Consider the following 20834-nt stretch of genomic DNA (forward strand, 5'->3'; position numbering starts at 1 on the left):
GGGCATGAAAATCGATTTAGAAGAGATTTGAGGACGCGTCCCGCAGCGCATCAAATCAGCACGCAGGTTGGATAGAGACGGACATGGGTAAGGTTACCGGCTTTCTTGAAATCGATCGGCAAACGCCGAAATACCAGCCGGCCTCCGACCGTATTCGACATTTCAAGGAATTCACGCTTCCGATGTCGGAACCGGAGGTCGCCAAACAGGCGGCGCGCTGCATGGATTGCGGCATTCCGTACTGCCATGGGCCGACGGGCTGTCCGATCCACAATCAGATTCCGGACTGGAACGACCTCGTCTATCAGGGCGACTGGGAAGCGGCGATCCGCAACCTGCATTCCACGAACAACTTCCCGGAGTTCACCGGTCGCATCTGCCCCGCGCCCTGCGAAGAGGCGTGTACGCTGAACCTTGAGGATACGCCGGTCGCCATCAAGACCGTCGAGCAGGCGCTGGCCGACAAGGCCTATGAGCTCGGCATGATCCAGCCGCAGCCGCCGAAGGCAAAGACCGGCAAGAAGGTCGCCATCATCGGCTCCGGACCTGCCGGCATGTCGGCGGCTCAGCAGCTTGGGCGCGCGGGACACGACGTTCATGTCTATGAGCGCGAGTCGCGGCCGGGCGGCCTGATGCGCTATGGCATTCCCGACTTCAAGATGGAAAAGCACTACATCGATCGCCGCTGCGAGCAGATGGAAGCCGAAGGCGTGCAATTCTTCTGCGGCGTGAATGTCGGTGTCGACAAGACGGTAGAGGTGCTCCTCTCCGAATACGATGCTGTCCTTTATTGCGGTGGTTCCGAGAAGCCGCGCGCGTCCGGAATTCCGGACAATGGTCTCTCCGGCGTCTATGACGCGATGCCCTATCTCGTGCAGCAGAACCGGCGCGTCGGCGGCGAGAACTCCGAGAGCGTCGGTTGGCCGCAGGAGGAAATCTGGGCCGGTGGCAAGCATGTCGTCGTCGTCGGGGGCGGTGATACGGCATCGGACTGTGTCGGCACGGCCTTCCGCCAGGGTGCGGTGAAGGTCACGCAGCTCGATATCCGTCCGCAGCCGCCACAGATGGAAAACAAGCTGACCGTCTGGCCCTATTGGGCAACGAAGATGCGCACCTCCTCATCCCAGGCCGAGGGTGCCGTGCGCGAATTCCAGATCGCCACGCTCGAATTCGTCGGCGAGGACGGCATTCTGACCGGTGTCAAATGCGCCGAAGTCGACGAGAAGCGGCAGCCGATCGAAGGCACGGAATTCATTATCAAGGCTGACCTCGCCTTCATCGCCATCGGCTTTGCCGGGCCCTTCGAGACCTCGGTCATGACCGAACTCAAGGGCTCACTGAAGACCAATGCCGACCGCCGCGGCAATATCTCGATTGCGGCCGACGATCGTGAATACAAGACCTCGGTCGACAAGTTCTACGCGGCAGGCGACATTCGCCGTGGCCAGTCGCTCGTGGTCTGGGCGATCCGCGAGGGCCGGCAGGCCGCCCGCTCCATCGATCTGGCCTTGATGGGGCAGACGACGCTTCCGCGCTGATCGGCTTCCAAACAATCAACCCCTTCAAAACGAAACGGGCGGCTGCTTGGCCGCCCGTTTTGTTTATTGGTCTCATACTGCTTATCGCGAAGAGAAAACGCCGCGAAAGTCTCTTCCAGCTCAGCCGGAGGAGGCTGATCCCGCCTCGTTTTCCGTGTCGGCATCCTCGCCCGTTTGCCAATCCTCGATGATTGCATCGAGGATCGTCGGCATTTCCTTGGGCGGCTCGATGCCGGACGACTCGTTGATCGTTTTCAGGTCGATCGTGCCCCGATAGACCACCGGCGGATCGCTGCGGATTGCGCTCGATTTGGTGTTCCAGGCGAAATTATCGGCGCGGCCTTCCTGGTTGCTGACCTGATCTCCGTTGAGAACAAGCCGGTCGCGCGGCGACATTTCGAGGGAAAAGGCCGTCTGGCTCGATCCTGTGCCGAGCAGAGCTTCGCTGCCATCGAGACCGGGATCGCTGAGACCTACAGGTGCAGCAACCTGCGCGCTTGCGGCATTCGAGAGCGGCTGAAGCTGGATCGTCGGCAGCGATTTGTCGTCGAGGGCGATATTCGGGGCGACGTTGCCGAGAATGGGCAGGAGAGCCTTTTCAGTGAAGAAGGCGAGCTTGTCGTCGCCCGCCGCCGTCATGCTCAACCCGTCGCTTCCTCGAAGGCGCGTCGTCTGCCCGTTCACGTCGGGGCCTGAATAGACGAAGTCGCCATTCTCGTCGACGAAGCCGTCCCAGATGCTGACGAACTCACCGGATACCCGCTCCGCGGCGCGGCGATAAATATCGTTGAAGAACACCATGTCTTCGCTCATGGAGTCGTACTTGAACGAAGGCATGCCTACCCAGATCAGGGGTACGTTCTTTTCTTCCGCGATCTTGGCGAGATCGGTCGCGCGCTTTTCGTATTCGGCGGTCCAACCATCGGAGCGGACGGACAGCGTCGTACCGGATACCCGCATGGGCTGCCGGTCGTTAGCGCCAAGCATCACAGCGACAACGGCGGGTTCGGTTTCCTCGATGATGGGGGCGAGATTTTCGCCCCAGTTGTAAAAATCATCGCGGACGAGGCCGGATGAACCGTTGGTCTTCGATGCGACGACCACCATCTCGTCGTCGGCAAAGGCGTCCTTGAGCCCATCGGCAAGAGAGTCGGCCATGAAATCCCCGACGACGAGGATCTTTTTGGCGTTGTCCTTCTTCCCGCTCGCAGCGCTCGCGGTTTCTTCCGGGGCTGAGCGGGCGGGTGCCGCGCGCGTCGCACTACGCGAGCTCGAGCTCTTTTTCTTGTTCACACTGCGTTTCTGGCTCGTCGTCGAGCGTTTCTGCTTTGTCGCGTTCTTGCGCTTGCGGATTACGCGCTTCTTGATGACCCGGCGCGGCCTTTCGGCGCTAGCGCCACCACCGAAGATCATGTCGACGATTGTCCGGGGCCGCTGCTGCGCCTCGGCTCTGTGAACGGGCAGAATCGCAGTAATCGCCACCGCGACGGAGACGAAAACCACCATCGCACGGATCCATGTCTTCGTCACATGTCTGCGGCTGATCGCCAATGCGGTCATTTGGCTCGCTCCATCAAGAAGATCGGCATGGCTCACTTACTCTGTGTCAAAGCCATGCCGACATTCATTGTTCCTGCGGCTCTCAGTTCTGGCGCAGATAGTTCAGAACCGCCTTGGAGGGATTTCCGTCCGCCGTCATCCCGGCCCGGTTCTGGATGGCTGTGATCGCGCCCTTGGAGCCTGAGCCGATCTTACCATCGATCTTGCCGTCATAAAGCCCCCGGGCGGCGAGTCGCTTCTGGAGCTCGAAGCGCTCGTCCATGGAAAGCGGTGTGTAGCCCCGCGGCCAGTCGTTTACGAGGCCGCTGTAGCCGCCGATCTGATCGCCCAGCATGCCGACCGCAAGCGCGTATTTGTCCGCGTTGTTATAGCTCTTCAGGACGAAGAAGTTCTTCATCATGAGGAAAGCCGGACCGCTGTCACCGGCAAGCCGGACGAGGTTCGCCCGGTCACCGATATTGGGAAGAGGTCGGCCGTCGGCCCGCGTGAAGCCGAGCGATGCCCACTGGCTGATCGTGCGGTTGTCGCGCTCCAGCCGGCCACCACGATACTGGGCCGGAACCCGAACCTCGTAGCCCCAGGTCTTGCCGGTCTGCCAACCGTTCTTGCGCAGAAGATTGGCGGCAGTCGCAAGTGCGTCCGGCACCGACTCCCAGATGTTGGCGTGACCGTCCCCGTCCATATCGGCCATGTAGGCGCGGTAACTCGTCGGAATGAACTGGGTATGGCCCATCGCGCCGGCCCAGGAGCTGATGAGCTCGTTCGGCTTGATGTGTCCGTCCTGGACGATCTTGAGCGCCGCGATCAGCTGCTGGCGGGCGAACTTGGCACGGCGCTTATCGAGATAGGCGAGCGTTGCCAACGAGCGCGGCAGGCTCTTCATTACGTCGTCGCGCTTGAGAATTTCGCCGTAATTGGTTTCCATCGACCAGATGGCGAGCAAAATGTCGCGATCGACGCCGTAGCGGCTCTCGATCCGGTCCAGCCAGCTGGAGAGGCGACTGCGATAGGCCTGTCCGGTCCTGACCTGCATCTCGTTGACGCGGTTGTCGATATAATCCCAGACCTTCGATTTAAATTCGGGCTGGTAGCGCGCCTTTTCCAGAACATCCGGATCGGGCGAGGTCACGCCGGCAAAGGCGTTGCGATAGACGTCCCGCCGAACGCCGTTCTGCGCCGCCGTGTTCTCGAACGACTGAATCCAGTTGCGGAAGCCGGCATCCGCATGCGCGCTGGCGGGAACGAGGCTGGTGGCGACTGCGAGCGCCAATGCCGCGCCGAACGTTCTCAGCCGCGTGTGTAGATTTTCGAAATACTTCATGACTTCAAGCGTTTCCCTCGATAGCTCGATATCAATCGATACGATGCGCTAAGAGCATTAACTTTTCGTTTACCCTGAGGATTTGTTCGCCCAAATCCTCCTGACCCCAGCATGGCTCCTCGCAGCTTTTTTCGGCAAAAGAGAGACGGCGTTGCCTTTTGCGTGGGAAACCTATTCTTCAGGCAGCAAGGGCATGACGACATCTGGAGGTTTATCAATGAAGCGTGTGCGCAAAGCTGTTTTTCCGGTCGCGGGTCTTGGCACGCGTTTTCTCCCGGCGACGAAGTCGATCCCGAAGGAGATGCTAACGGTCGTCGACCGTCCGATCATCCAGTATGTGGTCGACGAGGCACGTGAGGCCGGCATCGAGCACATGATCTTCGTGACGGGGCGCTCCAAGGAGGTGATCGAGGACTATTTCGACATCCAGATGGAGCTCTCGACGAGCCTCGCCGAAAAAGGCAAGACCGATCGCCTCAAGATTCTGAACGATCTCCAGCCAAAACCGGGCACCACCAGCTTCACGCGCCAGCAGGCACCGCTCGGGCTTGGCCATGCAGTGTGGTGCGCCCGCGAACTCGTCGGCAACGAGCCCTTCGCGCTTCTTCTGCCGGATATGATCATGCAGGCGGAGAAGGGATGTCTCGCCTCGATGATGGAGCTTTATCAGAAGAACGGCGGAAACGTTCTTTCGGTCGAGGAATGCGACCCGGATGAGACGGACAAGTACGGAATTGTAGGCAAGGGTGAAGCGATCGGCGAGGGCTTCCGGATCACCGGAATGGTCGAGAAACCCGATCCGAAGGACGCTCCCTCCAATTTCTATCTGTCTGGCCGCTATATCCTTCAGCCTGAGATTTTCGAGATTCTCGCAAACACAGGACGCGGCGCGGGCGACGAGATTCAGCTGACGGACGGTATGGAGACCCTCTTCAAACAGCAGGAGTTCGCCGCCTATCCATTCAAGGGGCGGACCTTCGACTGCGGTTCTCCGGAAGGTTTCATCGAAGCCAATATTGCGTTCGCGCTGTGGCGTTCTGACATTCGGGACAAGGTCATCGACGACATAGAACGGCTGATGGAGACGGTCGAGCCACGCGGCTGACCACTTTTCGCCTCACCGTTGCAGACGAAGACCGATGGTGACGGTGTTGGCGGCCCAGTCTTCGCTTGGGTCGGGTTCGAAGCGTTTTTCGTATTCGTATCCACCTGACAGGGCGAGGGTGCGGTTGAGCCAGTAGGTGAAGCCGACCTCCGCCGCGAGGCCGAGTGGGTCTTTTTGCGGCCCCTCGCTCGTCTCGAGCTCCGCCGTCAGCGTCGCGTTCAGGTCTAGCTGGGCGTTGAGCGCATGAAGCAGTCCGAGCGAAGCCTCGTAATTGGCGGTCGATGTGCCGCTGTCCTTGGGTTCGAAAATCGTACGCGCTTCAAGAACCAGGTCGGTGCCGCGACGCGGCGACCAGGTCAGCGTGGCATCCACAGTCGGTGCGCTGGTCGTCTCGCCTTCTTCCGGCATGCTCCAAGCGTAACCGGCTGCCACTTCGCCGCGAACTTTCTCGGCAAGATCGAGCTGTAGGCCCGTTCTCAGCGCGGGTATCGTCGCATCCGCGTTGATCAGGCCCTTTTCATCGAACATCCGCCGGCCGACGCTCGTCTCCACGAAAGGCTGGATCGCAGGCGAAAGTCCGTAGGCGGCTCGCGCCGTCGCCGTTGCGGTCGTGTAACTCGGATCGGGAATGCCGGGTACGGTGGTGATGTAATGTTCGCGAGCAACTGTCACGCCGCCGGTGAGCGTCGTGCGTGCGATTTCGTGGCTAAGTTCCGCACCGATCGAGCCTGACAGGATTTCCGGCGTACCCGAAGCAAGATCCGCGCCCAGATCGACCTCGTCGTCGCGGCGATAGGCGATTGCGCCGCGCAGCGTGCCGTTGGTGAGAGCGCCGAATTCGAGGCGCAACCGTCCGTCCAAGGCGGCTTCCGGATTGTTCGGATCTTCTTCGCCACCAAAGTCCCGGCGATAGGTAAGGCGCCCGTTCAGTTCGCCTTCGTGCCTCGACCAGTCGGTTTCCGCCCGAATTCGAAGCTCGGTTTCAGAAAACGCACCGCTTCCTCCGCCGGCCTTCTCGTCGATATTGGTCGTAACGCCGACGCCCTGATAGAGCTCGGGGTAGATCGTCAGTGTGCCTGCCCTGAGGCCAACCGGCGCGAATGGCTTGTCGTCCAGCTTCGGGCGAAGGATGCGTTCGATTGCGCGGGCGCGATTGTTCTCGCCGAGCAGCGAATTCGACGACAGCGTTTCACCCGCGACGCCTGCAGCGAGAGGTTGATTGCCGAGTTCGGGATCATCCTGCTCTTCCGAAACCGGTCTGGCAGGCTCTACCGCGGATCGGAGAGGGGAAAACGCATCCGATGTTTCGTCTTCCTCGGTCGTGAGGCTGGACTCATCGTCCTCATCCCGGCGTTTTTCCGGCGCAACTGCTCCTGCCGGCGCAGCCGGGGCGTCAGCCTCATAGGGGTCGAGAGTGTCGGAGCTTTCCTCACGACCTGCGAATATATCGAAGTCCTGGCTTTCTGGCTCTTTTGCCTCTTCCGGCTCCGGTCGGCCATATTCTTCGTCGTCCAGCCGATCGACGGTGGCGCCTTCCTGATAGAGTTCGCGCAGCAGCTCGCGCTCCGAGGTGGTCAGCGCTTCGTTGTTCTTCATGAAGAGTGAGCTGCGCTGTCCGAGCGGCTCACGGTCGCGGTCGCTGGTTTCGTTCACGCCTTCGCGTTCGAAACGGTCGCGAGGGGCGGATGGAACCTGCCGGAGGTCGCGCATAGCGCTGTCCTGAGCGTGAATGGGCAAGGGGAGCAAGAGAACGCTGGACAGGGCTGTGCAGGCGGCGAGAAAGCCGGTCCGTCTGCGTCCGCTCCGGTGTTTTGTCCCAGCCATCTTCGAAGACGGACTCTCGTATTTGCCGCACAAGTTCGGCCACGCGAAGAGCAGCCTTTGGAGAAGATGAAGATTTATGGTTAAGAAATCATATACCGCGCCGAAGCCGGCTCGCGGCCTGAATGCCAAAGCTTAAGAGACCCCCCGTGTCCCAGATCACCACGAGTGCACTGCGTACGTCCGCCGACGACGAGAGCCAGACGACCGCGATTCTGTCCGCCCTAAGGACGATTGCGACGGAAGCCGAGGGGCTGAAGGCGCTCAGCGAAGATCTGGTCGGCGACCGCGCCGCCGCTTTCGAACGCACGATCGCCCGAATTCTGGAGATGCGTGGCCGCATCGTCGTGACCGGAGTCGGCAAGAGCGGCCATATCGGGACGAAGATGGCGGCGACCTTCGCCTCGACCGGGACCCCGGCCTTCTTCGTTCATGCAGCCGAGGCCAATCATGGCGATCTCGGAATGATCGGACGCGAGGACATCATTCTCGCCCTTTCATGGTCCGGCGAAACGAGTGAGCTCAAGGGTATCCTCGATTATTCGCGCCGCTTCGGGATCACCTTGATCGCGATGACCTCGAAGCCGGATTCAGCGCTCGGGCGCAGCGCCGACGAGCTCCTGCTATTGCCTCAGGCGACCGAAGCGTGTCCGCACGGCCTAGCGCCGACAACTTCCACCACGCTGCAGATGGCGCTTGGGGATGCGCTCGCGGTCGCGCTTTTGGAGCAGCGCCGATTCACGCCGCAGGATTTCCGCATCTATCATCCGGGCGGAAAACTTGGAGCCAGCCTCGTGCGGGTCGGGGACGTCATGCATGCGGGCGATGAGATGCCGCTCGTCGCCTCGGGTGCGCTGATGTCGGAAGCGATCCTAATGATGTCGCGCAAGAGCTTCGGCTGCGTCGCGGTGACCGATGATGGGGGGCGCCTCACCGGGATCATCACCGACGGCGATCTGCGGCGGCACATTTCATCCGATCTTCTTGCGAAGACTGTCGACGATGTCATGACGCAAAATCCGAAAACCGTCGAGCCGGACACCCTCGCAATGACCGCGCTTGAGACGATCAATGCCTCGAACATCACATCGCTGATGGTCGTGGACGATAAAAAGCCGGTCGGCATCGTGCATCTGCACGATCTTCTGAGGATCGGAGTGGCCTGAGGGTGCGGCCGGTCGGCTAAAATCCTGACCCGCTGCGAGTGATTTTCGCTCAGTGAGCACCGGTCCAGGTATCGAACAAACCTCTAAAACCACCCCTTCGAGCGGAAATAGACCGTCGGCAGCAGGCCCGAAAGCACCATCAGCACGATCGCCATCGGATAGCCGAAGGACCAGTCGAGCTCGGGCATGATGCGGAAGTTCATGCCATAGATCGATGCAATCAGCGTCGGCGGCAGGAAGGCGACCGAGGCGACGGAAAACACCTTGATGATGCCGTTCTGCTCGATCGAGATCATGCCGACGGTCGTATCAAGCAAAAAGGTCGTCTTGTTCGAGAGAAACGAACAGAAGTCGTTGAGCGAACGAACGTCCCGCGACATGATCTTAAGACGCCGCCTCAGGTTCTGGGCGCTCTTCTCCCGGCCATCGAGAACGAGTTGCAGGAATGGGGTGAGCCGGTCGAAGATTGCCAGAGCCTCGCGTACGCGAGAGGCGAGATCACCGGCCTCGCCGATTCGTTGCAGCAGTTTCTTGAATTCGGCCGTTCCGATCGGCTTCTTGCGGCTCGACGATGAGAAAATGTCCGTGGCGATCTGATCGAGATCGGACGATATCGTCTCCAGAAGGTCGGCGACCCGATCGACCACCGTTTCCAATATTCCGACGAGCAGGCTCTCCGCCTTGTGATCTTCTCCGGTGCCGGCAATAGCGGAGGAGGTGCCGGGCAGCGGTTTCTCGTCCTTCTTCAAGCCCATGATGGACGGGTCATGGCAGAGCCGGGCTGCGAAGATCTTGAAGCTCGTCGGATCGCTGTAGCGGATCGTCACCAGCCGTTTCGACGCCAGCATGAAAGTCACCGGCGCGAAGGAGGGCTGATCGCTGTGCAGCCCGTGGATCACCGGAATGTTCATCACCTCGGCGGTCTCGTCGCTATAGAGCCGGCTAGAGATTTCGATCTCCATCATCTCAGCTCGGGACGGGATCGTCGCCTCTACGAAGGCCTGAACCTTTTCGATCTCCGCCTCGCTCGGCTCCGCAAGATCGATCCAGACGGCTGCGTCCGGAATAGCCTCGTCCTCGATGTCGATGGATTGACGGGCCATCCGAAGACCATCGGAGACGTAGACGCTGATCATTGCGGAACGGCCATCCTCTCGCTATTCGGCCGCGGCCGCGAACGCCACGTCAGTGGACCGGCCTCGCGACCGGCGCGGACGGCCGTCATAGGTTCTTTCCGGCTTCGCCCGAAACAGTTTCCACGATCGGTTCGGCGCTTTCGGGCGGTGCTTCCAGACTCCAGATGACGCCCGTCTGCTCAAAGCTCATGGAAGCGGACCCGCCAAGACCGCGCGCGGTCATTTTCTGTGTGACGAGCGTTCCGAAGCCTGACCGGCTGGGCTTCTTGACAGGCGGGCCGCCGCTTTCGCGCCATTCCATCTCGAATTTCTCGCCATGAGACCACGTGATCTGCACTTGCCCGTCTTCGACGGACAAGGCGCCGTATTTCGCTGCATTGGTGGCGAGTTCGTGGAGCGCGAGGCCGATCGTCTGAGCGACGGAGGCGTTCACCCGGAGCTTCGGACCCTCGTAGCGTATCCGCTTGCTCTGAACGCCGAAGGCTGAAAGCTGGTTCTCGATGAGAGCGGAGAGTTCCACGCTCTCCCAGCCCTTGTTGGAGAGAAGCTCGGCCGAGCGCGCGAGCGAGGCAAGAGCATCCGATAGGGTGTTGAGGAATTCGCCGGTATCGGCGCTTTCCCGCGCCGCGCGCCGAGCGATGGCGGCGACGAGCGCATACTGGTTTTTCGCCCGATGGGTCATTTCCCGCATCAGCAGGCGGGTCTGCTCCTCGGCCTCGATGCGGTCGCGCGAGGCGCGGTTCAGAACCTTCGAGACCTCGCCGATCTCAGCGATATCAGTCGCGACGGTGAGGGCTGGCTCGCCGCGACCGATCGCGTGGGCCTGTTTTGAAAGAGCCAGTATCGGACGGGACACCCGGCGCCCCATCATGATTCCGAGGAAAACGCTGAAGGCCGTGAGCACGAGGCCGAAGGCGATCAAGGTGTACCAGGACCGCATGATCGGCCGTTCGATCGCGGCGGTCGATACGGTGACGATCGTGCGCCAGCGGGTGAGTTCGGAAGTCTTCGAGGCGTCGATGAGATCGTCGTCCTCGTTGAAGGCGGGGAGGGACGGACCGGCACCGTCCTCGATCCGGCGCGGTCCGAACATCTGTCCATCCGCGGCCCCGCCTGAGAAAACCTGCTCACCGTCCGCGTCTTCGACGATCACGGACCACGCGCCGGGGAGGTTCTGTTCCTCGATGACGTTGTCGAGACTGTCCAGCGGCTTGGTCAGCGCCAAGACGTAACGCGTGCCTTCGAGTTCCGTGGTCGGAACTGCGACGAAGAAAACCAGCTCTTCGAGCCTTGGATCGAAGGCGACGCCGGAGACGTCGGGATCGCCGGTCGCCCGCGCCGCGTCGATGATCTGCCGTTCGTGTTTTTGGACGACCGGTTCAAACGGCGCGCTGCTCGTCGATACGATGACGTTACCCTGGTCGTCGACAAGATCGGCGACGATGCCGCTGCCCTTCAAGGCGCGGACGGAACGCTCTCGAAAATTCAGAAAATCTTTGCTTTCGATGGTCCCGGAAGTCGCCAGAACCCGGGCGGTCGCAAGCAGCCCGACCACTTCCCGGTCGAAAGCGTTCGAAACGATTTCTGCCATGTCGCCCACCTGAGCGCGGGCAAGTTCCTGCTGCTGATCGGAAAAGCGGAATATGAGAAAGGCGCTGAAGAGAAGGGCCGGCGCGAGAACCGTCAGTGTCAGCGTGGTCAGGTGGACGAGAAGCGAGGGGCGAAGCATGGCATGGGCGAGGCGTCCGGTCCGCAGGCGTCCCCAGGGCGGCGACACGCGCCCCCATCGCAGAAGCCAATTCGACTGGCCCGCCTTTTTGCCGAGGCTCATGAAATCAGGTGCCCTGCCGCTTCGCCAAAACGAAGCCATCATCGTTCCGGCTTTGCCCCATTGATAGCCCATGCCAAAGCTCAAGGCTCGGCGAATGCCACAAGCCTCGCGCACAGCGCTATCGCTCATGAAGGACTAGACCTGACTTGAGTTGGCGTGACAAGCGCCGGAAAAGCCGAGGAAATCGGCCCTGCGTTGAAAAATGCGGTTCACCGGGGGCTTCCCCGAATGTGACCGATTCGGCGCCTTGCCGGAATGCCGTCAGGCTGTTGCTCATCGGCAACTACATGTAGTCGCTCAGCCCCGGCACGGATTTCAGTGCGCGATCGACCGTCTCTTCACCAGCATGCTGCTTTGCAAAGGTGACGAGTTCCTTTGCGACGGTGCGGATCTGCTCGACATCGAGGCCGAGTCCAGTCAACTTCGACCCGAGCGCCATGATCGCGCTGGAGCCGGCGAGGCTGCCCATCAGCCCGCCGAGGAGGCCGCCACTTCCAGTCTGCGTTTTGCCGGCTTCGACGATCGCGTCTTCCGATCCCGGCATTGCGCCGAGCATCTGGTCGACCTCCGGCCCTTCTCCCTGAGCCTTGATGAAAGCCAGGATGTGGCCGACGGCAGCCTTCGCCGTCTGCGCGTCGAGCCCGGCCTCGCTGGAGATGCGGGTGAGAAGTTGTTCCATAGTGGCGTCTCTCCTTATGGATCGAAGGTGCTCGTAATCGCAGCGCCATTCCAGAATAGGACGTGCGCTTGAAACACCAATAATCGCCGCTAAAGCCGCGCCATACGGCAGAACGTCCAACTTGTTCCGCGATACCGGCTGAGGCTAAACCTGAACGGATTGAACGAGAGGGGCCGTGGCCATGCTTGAAGAGGGCAAAATCTATATCGGCACGAGCCGCGATCCGTCGAACGCCAACAAGAAGGGCGAATATCTCCACCTGAAGCTCGCCAACCGGCACGGGCTCGTGACTGGCGCGACAGGCACCGGCAAGACGGTCACGCTCCAGATTCTCGCCGAGGGCTTTTCCGAAGCCGGCGTTCCCGTCGTCTGCGCCGACATCAAGGGCGATCTCTCCGGCATTTCGGTGCGCGGCGATGAGAAGGACTTCCTCACGAAGCGCGCGAGCGATATCGGACTCGATCCCTATTATCGCGACTACTTCCCCGTCGCCTTCTGGGACATCTTCGGCGAGAAGGGCCATCCTATCCGCGCCACCGTCACCGAGATGGGGCCGCTCCTCCTTTCGCGTCTGATGGACCTTTCCGATGCGCAGGAAGGCGTTCTCAACATCGCCTTCAAAATCGCCGACGATGAGGGACTTCTCCTCCTCGACCTGAAGGATCTTCAGGCGATGCTCGCCCATGTGGCGGAGAACGCTTCCGACATCTCCAAGACCTACGGCAATGTGGCGAAGTCCTCGGTCGGCGCGATCCAGCGCTCGCTCCTCGTGCTCGAACAGCAGGGCGCCGAGCGGTTCTTCGGCGAGCCGGCGCTCAAAATCGAGGACCTGATGGAGACCGATCGCGATGGTCGCGGCGTCGTCAATATCCTCGCCGCCGACAAGCTGATGATGAACCCGCGGCTCTACGGCACCTTCCTCCTCTGGCTCCTCTCCGAACTTTTCGAGGAACTGCCCGAGGTCGGCGATCCGGAAAAGCCTAAGCTCGTCTTCTTCTTCGACGAGGCGCATCTTCTCTTCGACGACGCGCCGAAGATCCTCCTCGAACGCGTGGAGCAGCTGGTGAAGCTGATCCGCTCCAAGGGCGTCGGTATCTATTTCGTCACCCAGAACCCGCTTGACGTGCCGGACAGCGTGCTCGCCCAGCTCGGCAACCGGGTGCAGCACGCGCTGCGCGCCTACACCCCGCGCGAGCAGAAGGCCGTGAAGACCGCCGCCGAGACCTTCCGCCCGAACCCGGAATTCGATGCCTTCGAGACGATCACCAATCTCGGCGTCGGTGAGGCGCTCGTCTCGACTCTCGGCGCGAAGGGGGTGCCTTCCGTCGTTGAGCGCACGCTTATCCGTCCGCCTGCGGCCAGTCTCGGGCCAATCACCGACGAGCAGCGCGCCGAGCTGATCCGCAAGAGCCACGTGGCCGGCAAATACGATTATCCGATCGATCGGGAGTCGGCCTATGAGATGCTTATCGGCCGTGCGGAAAACGAACTGAAGCGCGAGGACGAGGCCCGTCGCCGCGAAGAAGAAGAAGCTGAATCCCGTCGCAGAGAGGAAAGCGAGAGACGTGCCGAGGCCGCGCGTCGCCGTGAAGAGGAATACGAGGAGCCGCGCCGCACCCGTACGGGCTTCCAGCTCCCCGATTTCGGCTTCGGCGGACGTGACGACACCCAGGATTACGACGACGAGGAGAGATCAGAGAGCCGTCGCGCCCCGCGCCGCAAGCGCCGGTCGTCTTCCCGCTATCAGCGCCAGTCGGTCTCGGAGACGATCATAAAGCAGGTCGGGCGCACGCTGGCCTCTACCGTCACCCGTGCCGTCGTGCGCGGCATTCTCGGAAGCCTGAAGAAGGGGCGGTAGCGCGCTCCGCTATCGGGCTGTCCCTGCCTGGGCCGAGCGGGGGCGGGAGTCTTTAATTCCAACCCTCGAAGCACCACATCGCAGGGTAAGATGCCGCAGCACAAAAGCGGCTAAATTTGTGATGGAGCAGTGCAGATGAACGGTGAAAAGTCCCAGGCAACCTCATATCTCTTGTGGTTCTGTTGCCTGTTCATCGTATGCGGCCTGCATCGCTTTTATCTCGGCCGGCCATGGACGGGCCTTCTCTGGCTGCTCACCGGCGGACTGCTCGGCATCGGCCAGATCATCGACCTCTTCCTCATCCCGGGCATGGTCCGCGAGCAGAATATGCAGAGCCGTCTTTCGGGCTATGAGAACGACAGGATCCGCAGATGACAATCATCGACGAACCCTTGCCCGAAGAGAAGTCGAAGGCGATTTCCTATCTTCTCTGGTGCTCCTGCTTCTTCGGCGTCTGCGGCATTCACCGTTTCTACAACGGCCGTCCGGTCTCCGGGACGATCTGGCTGCTGACGCTCGGTTTTCTCTATATCGGTCAGATCATCGATCTGTTTCTGATTCCCGGGATGGTGCGAGAAGAAAACCTTGAGCGCCGGATCGCGCTGCGTGAGCGCGACGAGCGCAGGCTCCGCTGATGGATGCTGATCCAGTCGCATAATTTGCCAGCATGAAGAAAAGGGGCGCCTCCCAAGCGCCCCTTTTGTATTCTCAAGCAGCCTTCAATCAATCAGCGTCAGCGGCTTCCAATCCGCCGCCTTCAGCTTCTCCGCGTTCGGCACTGGATTGAACAGCATCGCGGCGTGAAGCTCGGCGGTCACATCCGCCTTGCCGCGGCCTATGCCGGCGATCACCTTGCCGTTCTTGATGTAGAAGGCAGTGTAGCTGCCGTCCTCGATATCGCCTTCGATATGTACGTCGTCATAGCTTTCCGCATGCCCGACATAGTGGATCGGCCCATATTGCGCCGACCAGAAGAACGGTACGCCGGAAAACTCGCTCTCGTCACCCAGCATCGCGCGCGCCGCATGTCGGCCGTGCTGCTCGGCGACGCGCCAGTGTTCGATGCGGGTGGAGTAGCCGCGCTTGTGGAGCGGAAATTCCGCGACATCGCCGCCGACCCAGAGCCGATCTGCCGCCTTGAGATTCGCGTCGACCGAGACTGCGCCGTCTTTGGCGAGATCGCCGAACGCATCGAGATTGGGCTTCGCGCCGACCGCGAGGATGAACAGTCCTCCACGGATCGTCTCGCCGCCTTCGGTCGTCACACCCGTTGCCATGCCGTCCGAAGCCTCGATCGCCGAGACCTTCTCTCCGAGCTTCATGGTGATGCCCTTGGCCTTATGCTGCTCGGTGATCTGTTTGGCGACGGCTTCGCCCCATTTCGAGGCGAAAGGCAGTTCTTCCGGCGTTACCACTGTGATGTTCTTTTCATCGCCAGCGAGCGCGGCGGCTGCCTCCATACCGATGAAGCCGGAGCCGATGATCACGATCTCGGTCTCGATCTCCGCCGCGCTTTGAAGTGTCTTGCCGTCCTTCAGGCTGCGGAGACTGAAGACGTTCGGCATGTCGGCATTTTCGAGCGGCAGCTGTGCCGACCCGCTGCCGGGCGCGGCGAAGCAGGCGTCATAGGTCAGTTCGGATGGCGCGCCCTTGCCCTCGAGCGTCAGATGCCGCGCCTCGGCGTCGATCTTCGTGACACGCGCATGGATGCGCTCAATGCCGAGGTCATGGAGCTCTTCGGCGCTGGCAAGCGTCATCTTTTCCGGCGTCGTGGCGCCCTTGAGATAAGCCTTTGATAGATCTGTACGGTCGTAGGGAGGAGCATCCTCCTGACCGATCATCACGATCCGTCCGTTGAAACCCTGCTTCACGAGCTCCTGCGCGCAGGCGAGACCCGCTGCGCCCGTACCGATGATCGCGAATACGGCGTCACCACCGGTCTTGCGTTGGCTATTCTCGACCTCGGGCCGGGACATCTTGGCGCCCTCCGGCACCTCCACCATGATCCGGCCGTTCTGAACCGAGACGACGAATCGCGTCAGGCACCCCTGTCCCGGTGGCTCGATATGATCGCCTGAGTCGAGATCGAAGATCGCGTGATGCCAAGGGCAGATCACCGTATTGCCAACCCGCGTGCCGTTCTTCAGCGGTGCGCCCTTATGGGTGCATTTGGCGCCGGTCGCGAAGACCCGGTCGCCGTCGCGGGCCAGAAGCAGCTTGGTTTCGCCGACTTCGACTTCCTTCAGCTCGTCTTGCCCGAGTTCATCGAGGCCGAGGACATCGTGCTGCATTTGTCGTCCATCCTTTCGGCGCGGAGGCGTGCTGCCGCGATCCGTGTTTGTCATTCATGATCAAACTCTAAAGGTGGAACGGGCGTTCCGGCTGAAAACCCGTTTCGATCATCGGCTGTCCTGCGAAACGAAAAACGGGCCGCCGACGGCGACCCGTTCAAATCGGCTCGGAACGACCTCTCAGGTCAGGCGATACCGCCCTGCGTGACCAGAACCTGCGTCCCAGACGGCACGCGGTCGTAGAGATCGATGATGTCCTGGTTCATGAAGCGGATGCAGCCGGACGAGTTGTTCGTACCGATCGTCCAGTATTCCGGCGAACCATGCAGGCGGTACAGCGTGTCGCGTCCGTTCTGGAAGAGGTAGAGCGCCCGCGCACCGAGCGGATTGCCAATGCCCGGCTCCATCCCGCCGTTTTCGGCGGAATATTCCGAAAGTTCCGGCTTTCTCTGGATCATCTCGGCCGGCGGCGTCCAGGTCGGCCACTTCTTCTTCCACTCGACCTTGGCGCGGCCCGACCACTCCATGCCGGCCCGGCCGACACCGACGCCGTAGCGCATCGCCCGGCCGCCCGGCTGGACGAGATAGGCGAACTTGTTGGCCGTATCGACGACGATCGTCCCAGGCTTTTCGCCGGTCGGGTCCGAAACTTCCTGGCGATAATAGATTGGGTTGACGCGGGAGAGATCGACGGCCGGGATGCGGAAGCCGCCGTCATACATCGCATCGTACATTTTCCGATAACGCGCATCGGGTGCCCCAAAGGATTCGCGGGAGCGGCTGTCATAGCCGGACGGCCCGCCATCGGCATTGAAGGCCGACATGCCAATGACACGGGCGCGCGGGCCAGAGGACGAGCAGCCGGTGAGGGCGGCGCCTGCGGTCAATCCAAGACCCATAAGGAATGTGCGTCGCGAGTGAAGCGAGGTCATGTTCAATTTTCTCCAGCCAGTCTGTGACGCGCTCTTTTCGGCGCTGACACTTGTTCTTTCGACACCTAAGCCTTGCATGATACATCCGGTTCCGCACGCTCTTCCCAAAGTCACGTTCAAGTGATGCGGCAGACGGGTTGTCTTTTTCCGGACCCTCCTTGTCTAAAGGCGGCTGCCCGGGAAGCGGCAGAAAAAGACGCAGGCAGGATCGATCGGATGGCTCAGGACGCTCACGGCAAGGCGGAACTCCGCTCGCGCACCTTTTTCGAGGGCGAGTGGCACGAGGGCGCGCTGAACTGCGTAAGCCCGGCGACCCACGGCCTCTGGCTCGGCGGCTCGGTTTTCGACGGCGCGCGTTGGTTCGACGGCATGTCTCCCGACCTCGATCTTCACTGCCAGCGCGTCAATCGTTCGGCCCGGGCGATGGGTCTCGAACCGACCAAGACACCGGAAGAGATCGAGCAACTCGTTCTCCAGGGCGTCGCCGAATTCGACGGCAAAACCGCGATCTACGTCAAGCCGATGTATTGGGCGACGACCGGCGGCTTCATGGGCGTTCCGCCCGAGCCGTCCTCAACGGTGTTCTGCCTCTATCTCTCCGAATCACCGATGATGGAGCCGACCGGCTTCACCGTCGGTCTATCGCCTTTCCGCCGTCCGACTCATGAAGTCGCGATGACCGATGCCAAAGCCGGTTGCCTCTATCCGAATTCAGGCCGGGCGATCACGGAGGTCCGCTCCCGGGGCTTCGACAATGCGCTGATGTGCGACATGCTCGGCAATGTCGCCGAGACCGCGACCTCCAACGTCTTTCTCGCAAAGGACGGCGTCGTGATGACACCCATCCCGAACGGCTGTTTCCTGTCGGGTATCACCCGCGCCCGCGTCATCGAATGCTTGCGGGCCGATGGTGTCGAGGTGATCGAAAAGACGCTGAAGCCGCAGGACTTCCTGGAAGCCGACGAACTCTTTTCGACCGGCAACCACTCCAAGGTCGTGCCGATCACCCGCTTCGAGGAGGTCTCCTTCCAGCCCGGCCACTTCTACAGGCGTTCACGCGAGCTCTATTGGGAATTCGCGCGGGCTGGCGCCGCTGCCTGAGGCCTCGCCATCCAGCGAAATACTGACAGGGAATTCACGCGCGACCGGTGGCATTGCGCCATTTCGCCTCTACCTTGTCTGTCAGCGACGGGTGCACGGCCGGAAGGCGTCCGCCTGTCACAGAAACTCTTGCGACCCAAGAAGGAGATGAAACAATGGCTTTCGAGCTTCCGGACCTTCCTTACGCCTATGATGCGCTCGATCCTTACATGTCCAAGGAGACGCTCGAATATCATCACGACAAGCACCACAACGCTTACGTGACCAAGGGCAACGATCTCGCCAAGGAAGCCGGCATGGACGGCAAGTCGGTCGAAGAGATCGTCAAGGCCTCCCATGGCAGCAATCAGGCGCTTTTCAACAACGCGGCCCAGCACTACAACCACGTTCACTTCTGGAACTGGATGAAGCCGAACGGCGGCGGCAAGAGTCTGCCTGGTTCACTTCAGACCGCATTCGACTCTGATCTCGGCGGCTACGATAAGTTCAAGGCCGATTTCGAAGCCGCTGGCGCCGGCCAGTTCGGTTCGGGCTGGGCCTGGGTCGCCGTTAAGAACGGCAAGCTGGAAATCATGAAGACGCCAAACGGCGAGAACCCGCTCGTCCACGGCGCGACGCCGATTCTTGGCGTCGATGTGTGGGAGCATTCCTACTATATCGACTACCGCAACGCGCGTCCGAAATACCTTTCGGCCTTCGTCGATAATCTCATCAACTGGGAATATGTCGAGGAAATGTATCGCAAGGCGACGAGCTGATCGGTAGCTTTCCTTAAGGCAATGAAGGCCCCGTCGGTGCTACCGGCGGGGCCTTTTCTTGCGCTGGACGCGGATTCTCTCACGAACACGTCATGACTTGTCATCGTCGGAGAATTGCCGCCGGTGAAAACTTGCTTATCCTTGTTTGGATTAATTCCAAAGAAGGAGGCTTGAACGACCCATGCGCATTCCCTCCCTATCGATAACCCTATTCACCATCGCTGCTTCCGGAATGCTGTTTGCCGCTAGTGCGGTGGCCCAGAACACCGCTCCCATCGAAGAGCGCCAGGAACTGATGGAGTCGAACGGCGACTCCGCAAAGGCGGCCGGCGCTATGCTGAAAGGCGAGGCGGAGTTCGACGCCGCGAAAGCAAACGAAATCCTTGCGTCGATCCACGATGTCGCGATGAAGTTCGGCGACTATTTCCCTGAAGACTCCAAGACCGGCAACAAGACCGAAGCCGCGCCCGCCATCTGGGAGCAGCCGGAGGAATTTCAGACCGCGCTGACGAAGTTTGAGGAGGATTCCGCGGCGGCCATGGAGGCTAATCCGCAGGATCTCGATGCGTTCAAGCAGCAGTTCGGCATGGTCGCCGAGAACTGTAAAGGCTGCCACGAAGACTTCCGCATCGACGACGACTGAGCTTCGGAAAGAGAATTTCGGCCGGTGGTCATCGACGGTCGCCGGTCGTCCGCGCGGGCTCCGGCAAAAGCTCGCAATAACCGCCGCTGGTTAGGCAACAAGTCTCCCGCGTGATCAGGACTATTCGCCGATCTCATGAAGCGTGCGCTCATCGCCGTTCTTGTCGTCTTCGTCGTCGTGCTCGGTGCTGGCTGGCTTCTGACCACACCAACCCGTCTCGATGCGGCTTCATTGCCCGATCCCGAAACCGGTGATGCCGGGCGCGGCGAACGTGTCTTCTGGGCCGGGGGCTGCGCGTCCTGTCATGCGGATGGAGACGCGGAAGGCGAAGACAAGCTCCGCCTTGGCGGCGGCGATCCGATTGAATCCGATTTCGGCACCTTCCACGGACCGAATATTTCCCCTGATCCTGATGTGGGGATCGGAAGCTGGAGCTTTGCCGACTTCGCCAATGCGGTGAAGCGCGGCGTCTCTCCAGAGGGGGCGCACTACTATCCGGCTTTTCCCTATTCCTCCTATGCGCGCATGTCGGATCAGGATCTGACCGATCTCTGGGCGTTCATGCAAACGCTTCCGGCAGTTACAGAAGCCGCGCCGGAAAATGACATACCGTTTCCGTTCAACATCCGCCGCGGCATCGGTGCCTGGAAGCTTGCCTTCCTCGACGATCCATCCGAACCAATCGTCGCGCTACCCGACGGCGCAGGCGAGGTCGCCGAACGCGGACGTTATCTCGTTGAAGCATTCGGCCATTGCGGCCAATGCCATACGCCGCGCTCGCTTGCGGGCGCTGGAGGCCTGATCGAAAGCGAATGGCTCGCCGGTGGCCCGAACCCGGACGGCGACGGACGAATCCCCAACATTACGCCGTCTGATGAAGGCATCGGTTCATGGTCGGAACCCGATATTGCCTACTATTTCGAAAGCGGCTTCACGCCGGACTTCGATTCCGTTGGCGGCTCCATGGTCGATGTGCAGGAAAACCTCGCCGAACTTCCAGCCGAGGATCGAGAGGCGATCGCCGCATATCTCAAGGCCGTGCCACCGATTGGCGGTGAAGAATAGCTGGACCCAAGACGAACACACCGCGGAAG

Annotated in this window: 18 protein-coding genes; 10 read left to right on the forward strand and 8 right to left on the reverse strand. The window is 61.0% G+C overall.

The window, feature by feature from the left end; all coding sequences use genetic code 11:
• Nucleotides 1–83 precede the first annotated feature (83 nt).
• Nucleotides 84–1538 carry a glutamate synthase subunit beta gene (locus ABRA89_RS11400; protein ID WP_349941595.1) on the forward strand — a complete coding sequence of 485 codons (1455 nt, stop codon included), beginning with the start codon at nt 84–86 and terminating at the stop codon, nt 1536–1538.
• 120 nt (nt 1539–1658) lie between these two features.
• Here ABRA89_RS11400 and ABRA89_RS11405 read toward each other — a convergent pair whose 3' ends face one another.
• Nucleotides 1659–3098 (reverse strand): SGNH/GDSL hydrolase family protein, encoded by a 1440-nt coding sequence (locus ABRA89_RS11405; protein ID WP_349941596.1) that lies wholly within the window; start codon nt 3096–3098, stop codon nt 1659–1661.
• An 82-nt stretch (nt 3099–3180) separates the two neighbouring features.
• Complete coding sequence (locus ABRA89_RS11410; protein ID WP_349941597.1) at nt 3181–4419, reverse strand: lytic murein transglycosylase; 1239 nt, start codon at nt 4417–4419, stop codon at nt 3181–3183.
• A gap of 217 nt (nt 4420–4636) precedes the next feature.
• Here ABRA89_RS11410 and galU point away from each other — a divergent pair, with 217 nt between their 5' ends.
• Nucleotides 4637–5524: a UTP--glucose-1-phosphate uridylyltransferase GalU gene (gene galU, locus ABRA89_RS11415; RefSeq protein WP_349941598.1), complete on the forward strand. Its 888-nt coding sequence runs from the start codon at nt 4637–4639 to the stop codon at nt 5522–5524.
• Between the two features lie 12 nt (nt 5525–5536).
• On the opposite strand, the gene ABRA89_RS11420 is transcribed toward galU, so the two are convergent.
• Nucleotides 5537–7234 carry an outer membrane beta-barrel protein gene (locus tag ABRA89_RS11420; protein ID WP_349941599.1) on the reverse strand — a complete coding sequence of 566 codons (1698 nt, stop codon included), beginning with the start codon at nt 7232–7234 and terminating at the stop codon, nt 5537–5539.
• A 236-nt stretch (nt 7235–7470) separates the two neighbouring features.
• Between ABRA89_RS11420 and ABRA89_RS11425 the strand changes: the two genes are divergently transcribed.
• Nucleotides 7471–8511, forward strand: a complete 1041-nt coding sequence (locus ABRA89_RS11425; protein ID WP_349941600.1) for a KpsF/GutQ family sugar-phosphate isomerase — start codon at nt 7471–7473, stop codon at nt 8509–8511.
• Between the two features lie 83 nt (nt 8512–8594).
• Here the strand turns inward: ABRA89_RS11425 and ABRA89_RS11430 are convergent, their stop codons facing one another.
• The 3 genes from ABRA89_RS11430 to ABRA89_RS11440 all read right to left on the reverse strand — a co-directional run bounded on the left by ABRA89_RS11430 (nt 8595) and on the right by ABRA89_RS11440 (nt 12157).
• Nucleotides 8595–9647 carry a magnesium transporter CorA family protein gene (locus tag ABRA89_RS11430; RefSeq protein ID WP_349941601.1) on the reverse strand — a complete coding sequence of 351 codons (1053 nt, stop codon included), beginning with the start codon at nt 9645–9647 and terminating at the stop codon, nt 8595–8597.
• Between the two features lie 85 nt (nt 9648–9732).
• A complete protein-coding gene (locus tag ABRA89_RS11435) occupies nt 9733–11478 on the reverse strand; it encodes an HWE histidine kinase domain-containing protein (protein ID WP_349941602.1) in 1746 nt (581 codons plus the stop codon).
• 283 nt (nt 11479–11761) lie between these two features.
• Nucleotides 11762–12157 carry a DUF2780 domain-containing protein gene (locus ABRA89_RS11440; protein ID WP_349941603.1) on the reverse strand — a complete coding sequence of 132 codons (396 nt, stop codon included), beginning with the start codon at nt 12155–12157 and terminating at the stop codon, nt 11762–11764.
• 181 nt (nt 12158–12338) lie between these two features.
• Here ABRA89_RS11440 and ABRA89_RS11445 point away from each other — a divergent pair, with 181 nt between their 5' ends.
• From ABRA89_RS11445 to ABRA89_RS11455, 3 genes are all read left to right on the forward strand, one after another.
• Nucleotides 12339–14015, forward strand: coding sequence for a helicase HerA-like domain-containing protein (locus tag ABRA89_RS11445; RefSeq protein ID WP_349941673.1), 1677 nt, complete (start codon nt 12339–12341; stop codon nt 14013–14015).
• Between the two features lie 135 nt (nt 14016–14150).
• Entirely contained in the window at nt 14151–14390 is a 240-nt protein-coding gene (locus ABRA89_RS11450) for an NINE protein (RefSeq protein WP_349941604.1), read from the forward strand.
• Nucleotides 14387–14650: a TM2 domain-containing protein gene (locus tag ABRA89_RS11455; RefSeq protein ID WP_349941605.1), complete on the forward strand. Its 264-nt coding sequence runs from the start codon at nt 14387–14389 to the stop codon at nt 14648–14650. Before ABRA89_RS11450 ends, ABRA89_RS11455 begins: the two co-directional genes overlap by 4 nt.
• 84 nt (nt 14651–14734) lie before the next feature.
• Here the strand turns inward: ABRA89_RS11455 and ABRA89_RS11460 are convergent, their stop codons facing one another.
• Both ABRA89_RS11460 and ABRA89_RS11465 read right to left on the reverse strand, forming a co-directional pair.
• Nucleotides 14735–16306 (reverse strand): FAD-dependent oxidoreductase, encoded by a 1572-nt coding sequence (locus ABRA89_RS11460; RefSeq protein WP_349941606.1) that lies wholly within the window; start codon nt 16304–16306, stop codon nt 14735–14737.
• 185 nt (nt 16307–16491) lie between these two features.
• Nucleotides 16492–17238 (reverse strand): L,D-transpeptidase, encoded by a 747-nt coding sequence (locus ABRA89_RS11465; protein ID WP_349941607.1) that lies wholly within the window; start codon nt 17236–17238, stop codon nt 16492–16494.
• A gap of 216 nt (nt 17239–17454) precedes the next feature.
• Here ABRA89_RS11465 and ABRA89_RS11470 point away from each other — a divergent pair, with 216 nt between their 5' ends.
• From ABRA89_RS11470 to ABRA89_RS11485, 4 genes are all read left to right on the forward strand, one after another.
• Entirely contained in the window at nt 17455–18339 is an 885-nt protein-coding gene (locus tag ABRA89_RS11470; protein WP_349941608.1) for a branched-chain amino acid aminotransferase, read from the forward strand.
• 155 nt (nt 18340–18494) lie between these two features.
• On the forward strand, nt 18495–19097 hold the full coding sequence (locus ABRA89_RS11475) for a superoxide dismutase (protein WP_349941609.1): 603 nt from the start codon (nt 18495–18497) through the stop codon (nt 19095–19097).
• Between the two features lie 181 nt (nt 19098–19278).
• A complete protein-coding gene (locus ABRA89_RS11480; protein WP_349941610.1) occupies nt 19279–19740 on the forward strand; it encodes a c-type cytochrome in 462 nt (153 codons plus the stop codon).
• Nucleotides 19741–19875: 135 nt separating this feature from the next.
• Nucleotides 19876–20805, forward strand: a complete 930-nt coding sequence (locus ABRA89_RS11485; protein WP_349941611.1) for a cytochrome c — start codon at nt 19876–19878, stop codon at nt 20803–20805.
• Nucleotides 20806–20834: the final 29 nt, after the last annotated feature.

It is taken from the genome of Fulvimarina thalattae (assembly GCF_040239565.1).
Classification (GTDB): Bacteria; Pseudomonadota; Alphaproteobacteria; order Rhizobiales; family Rhizobiaceae; genus Fulvimarina.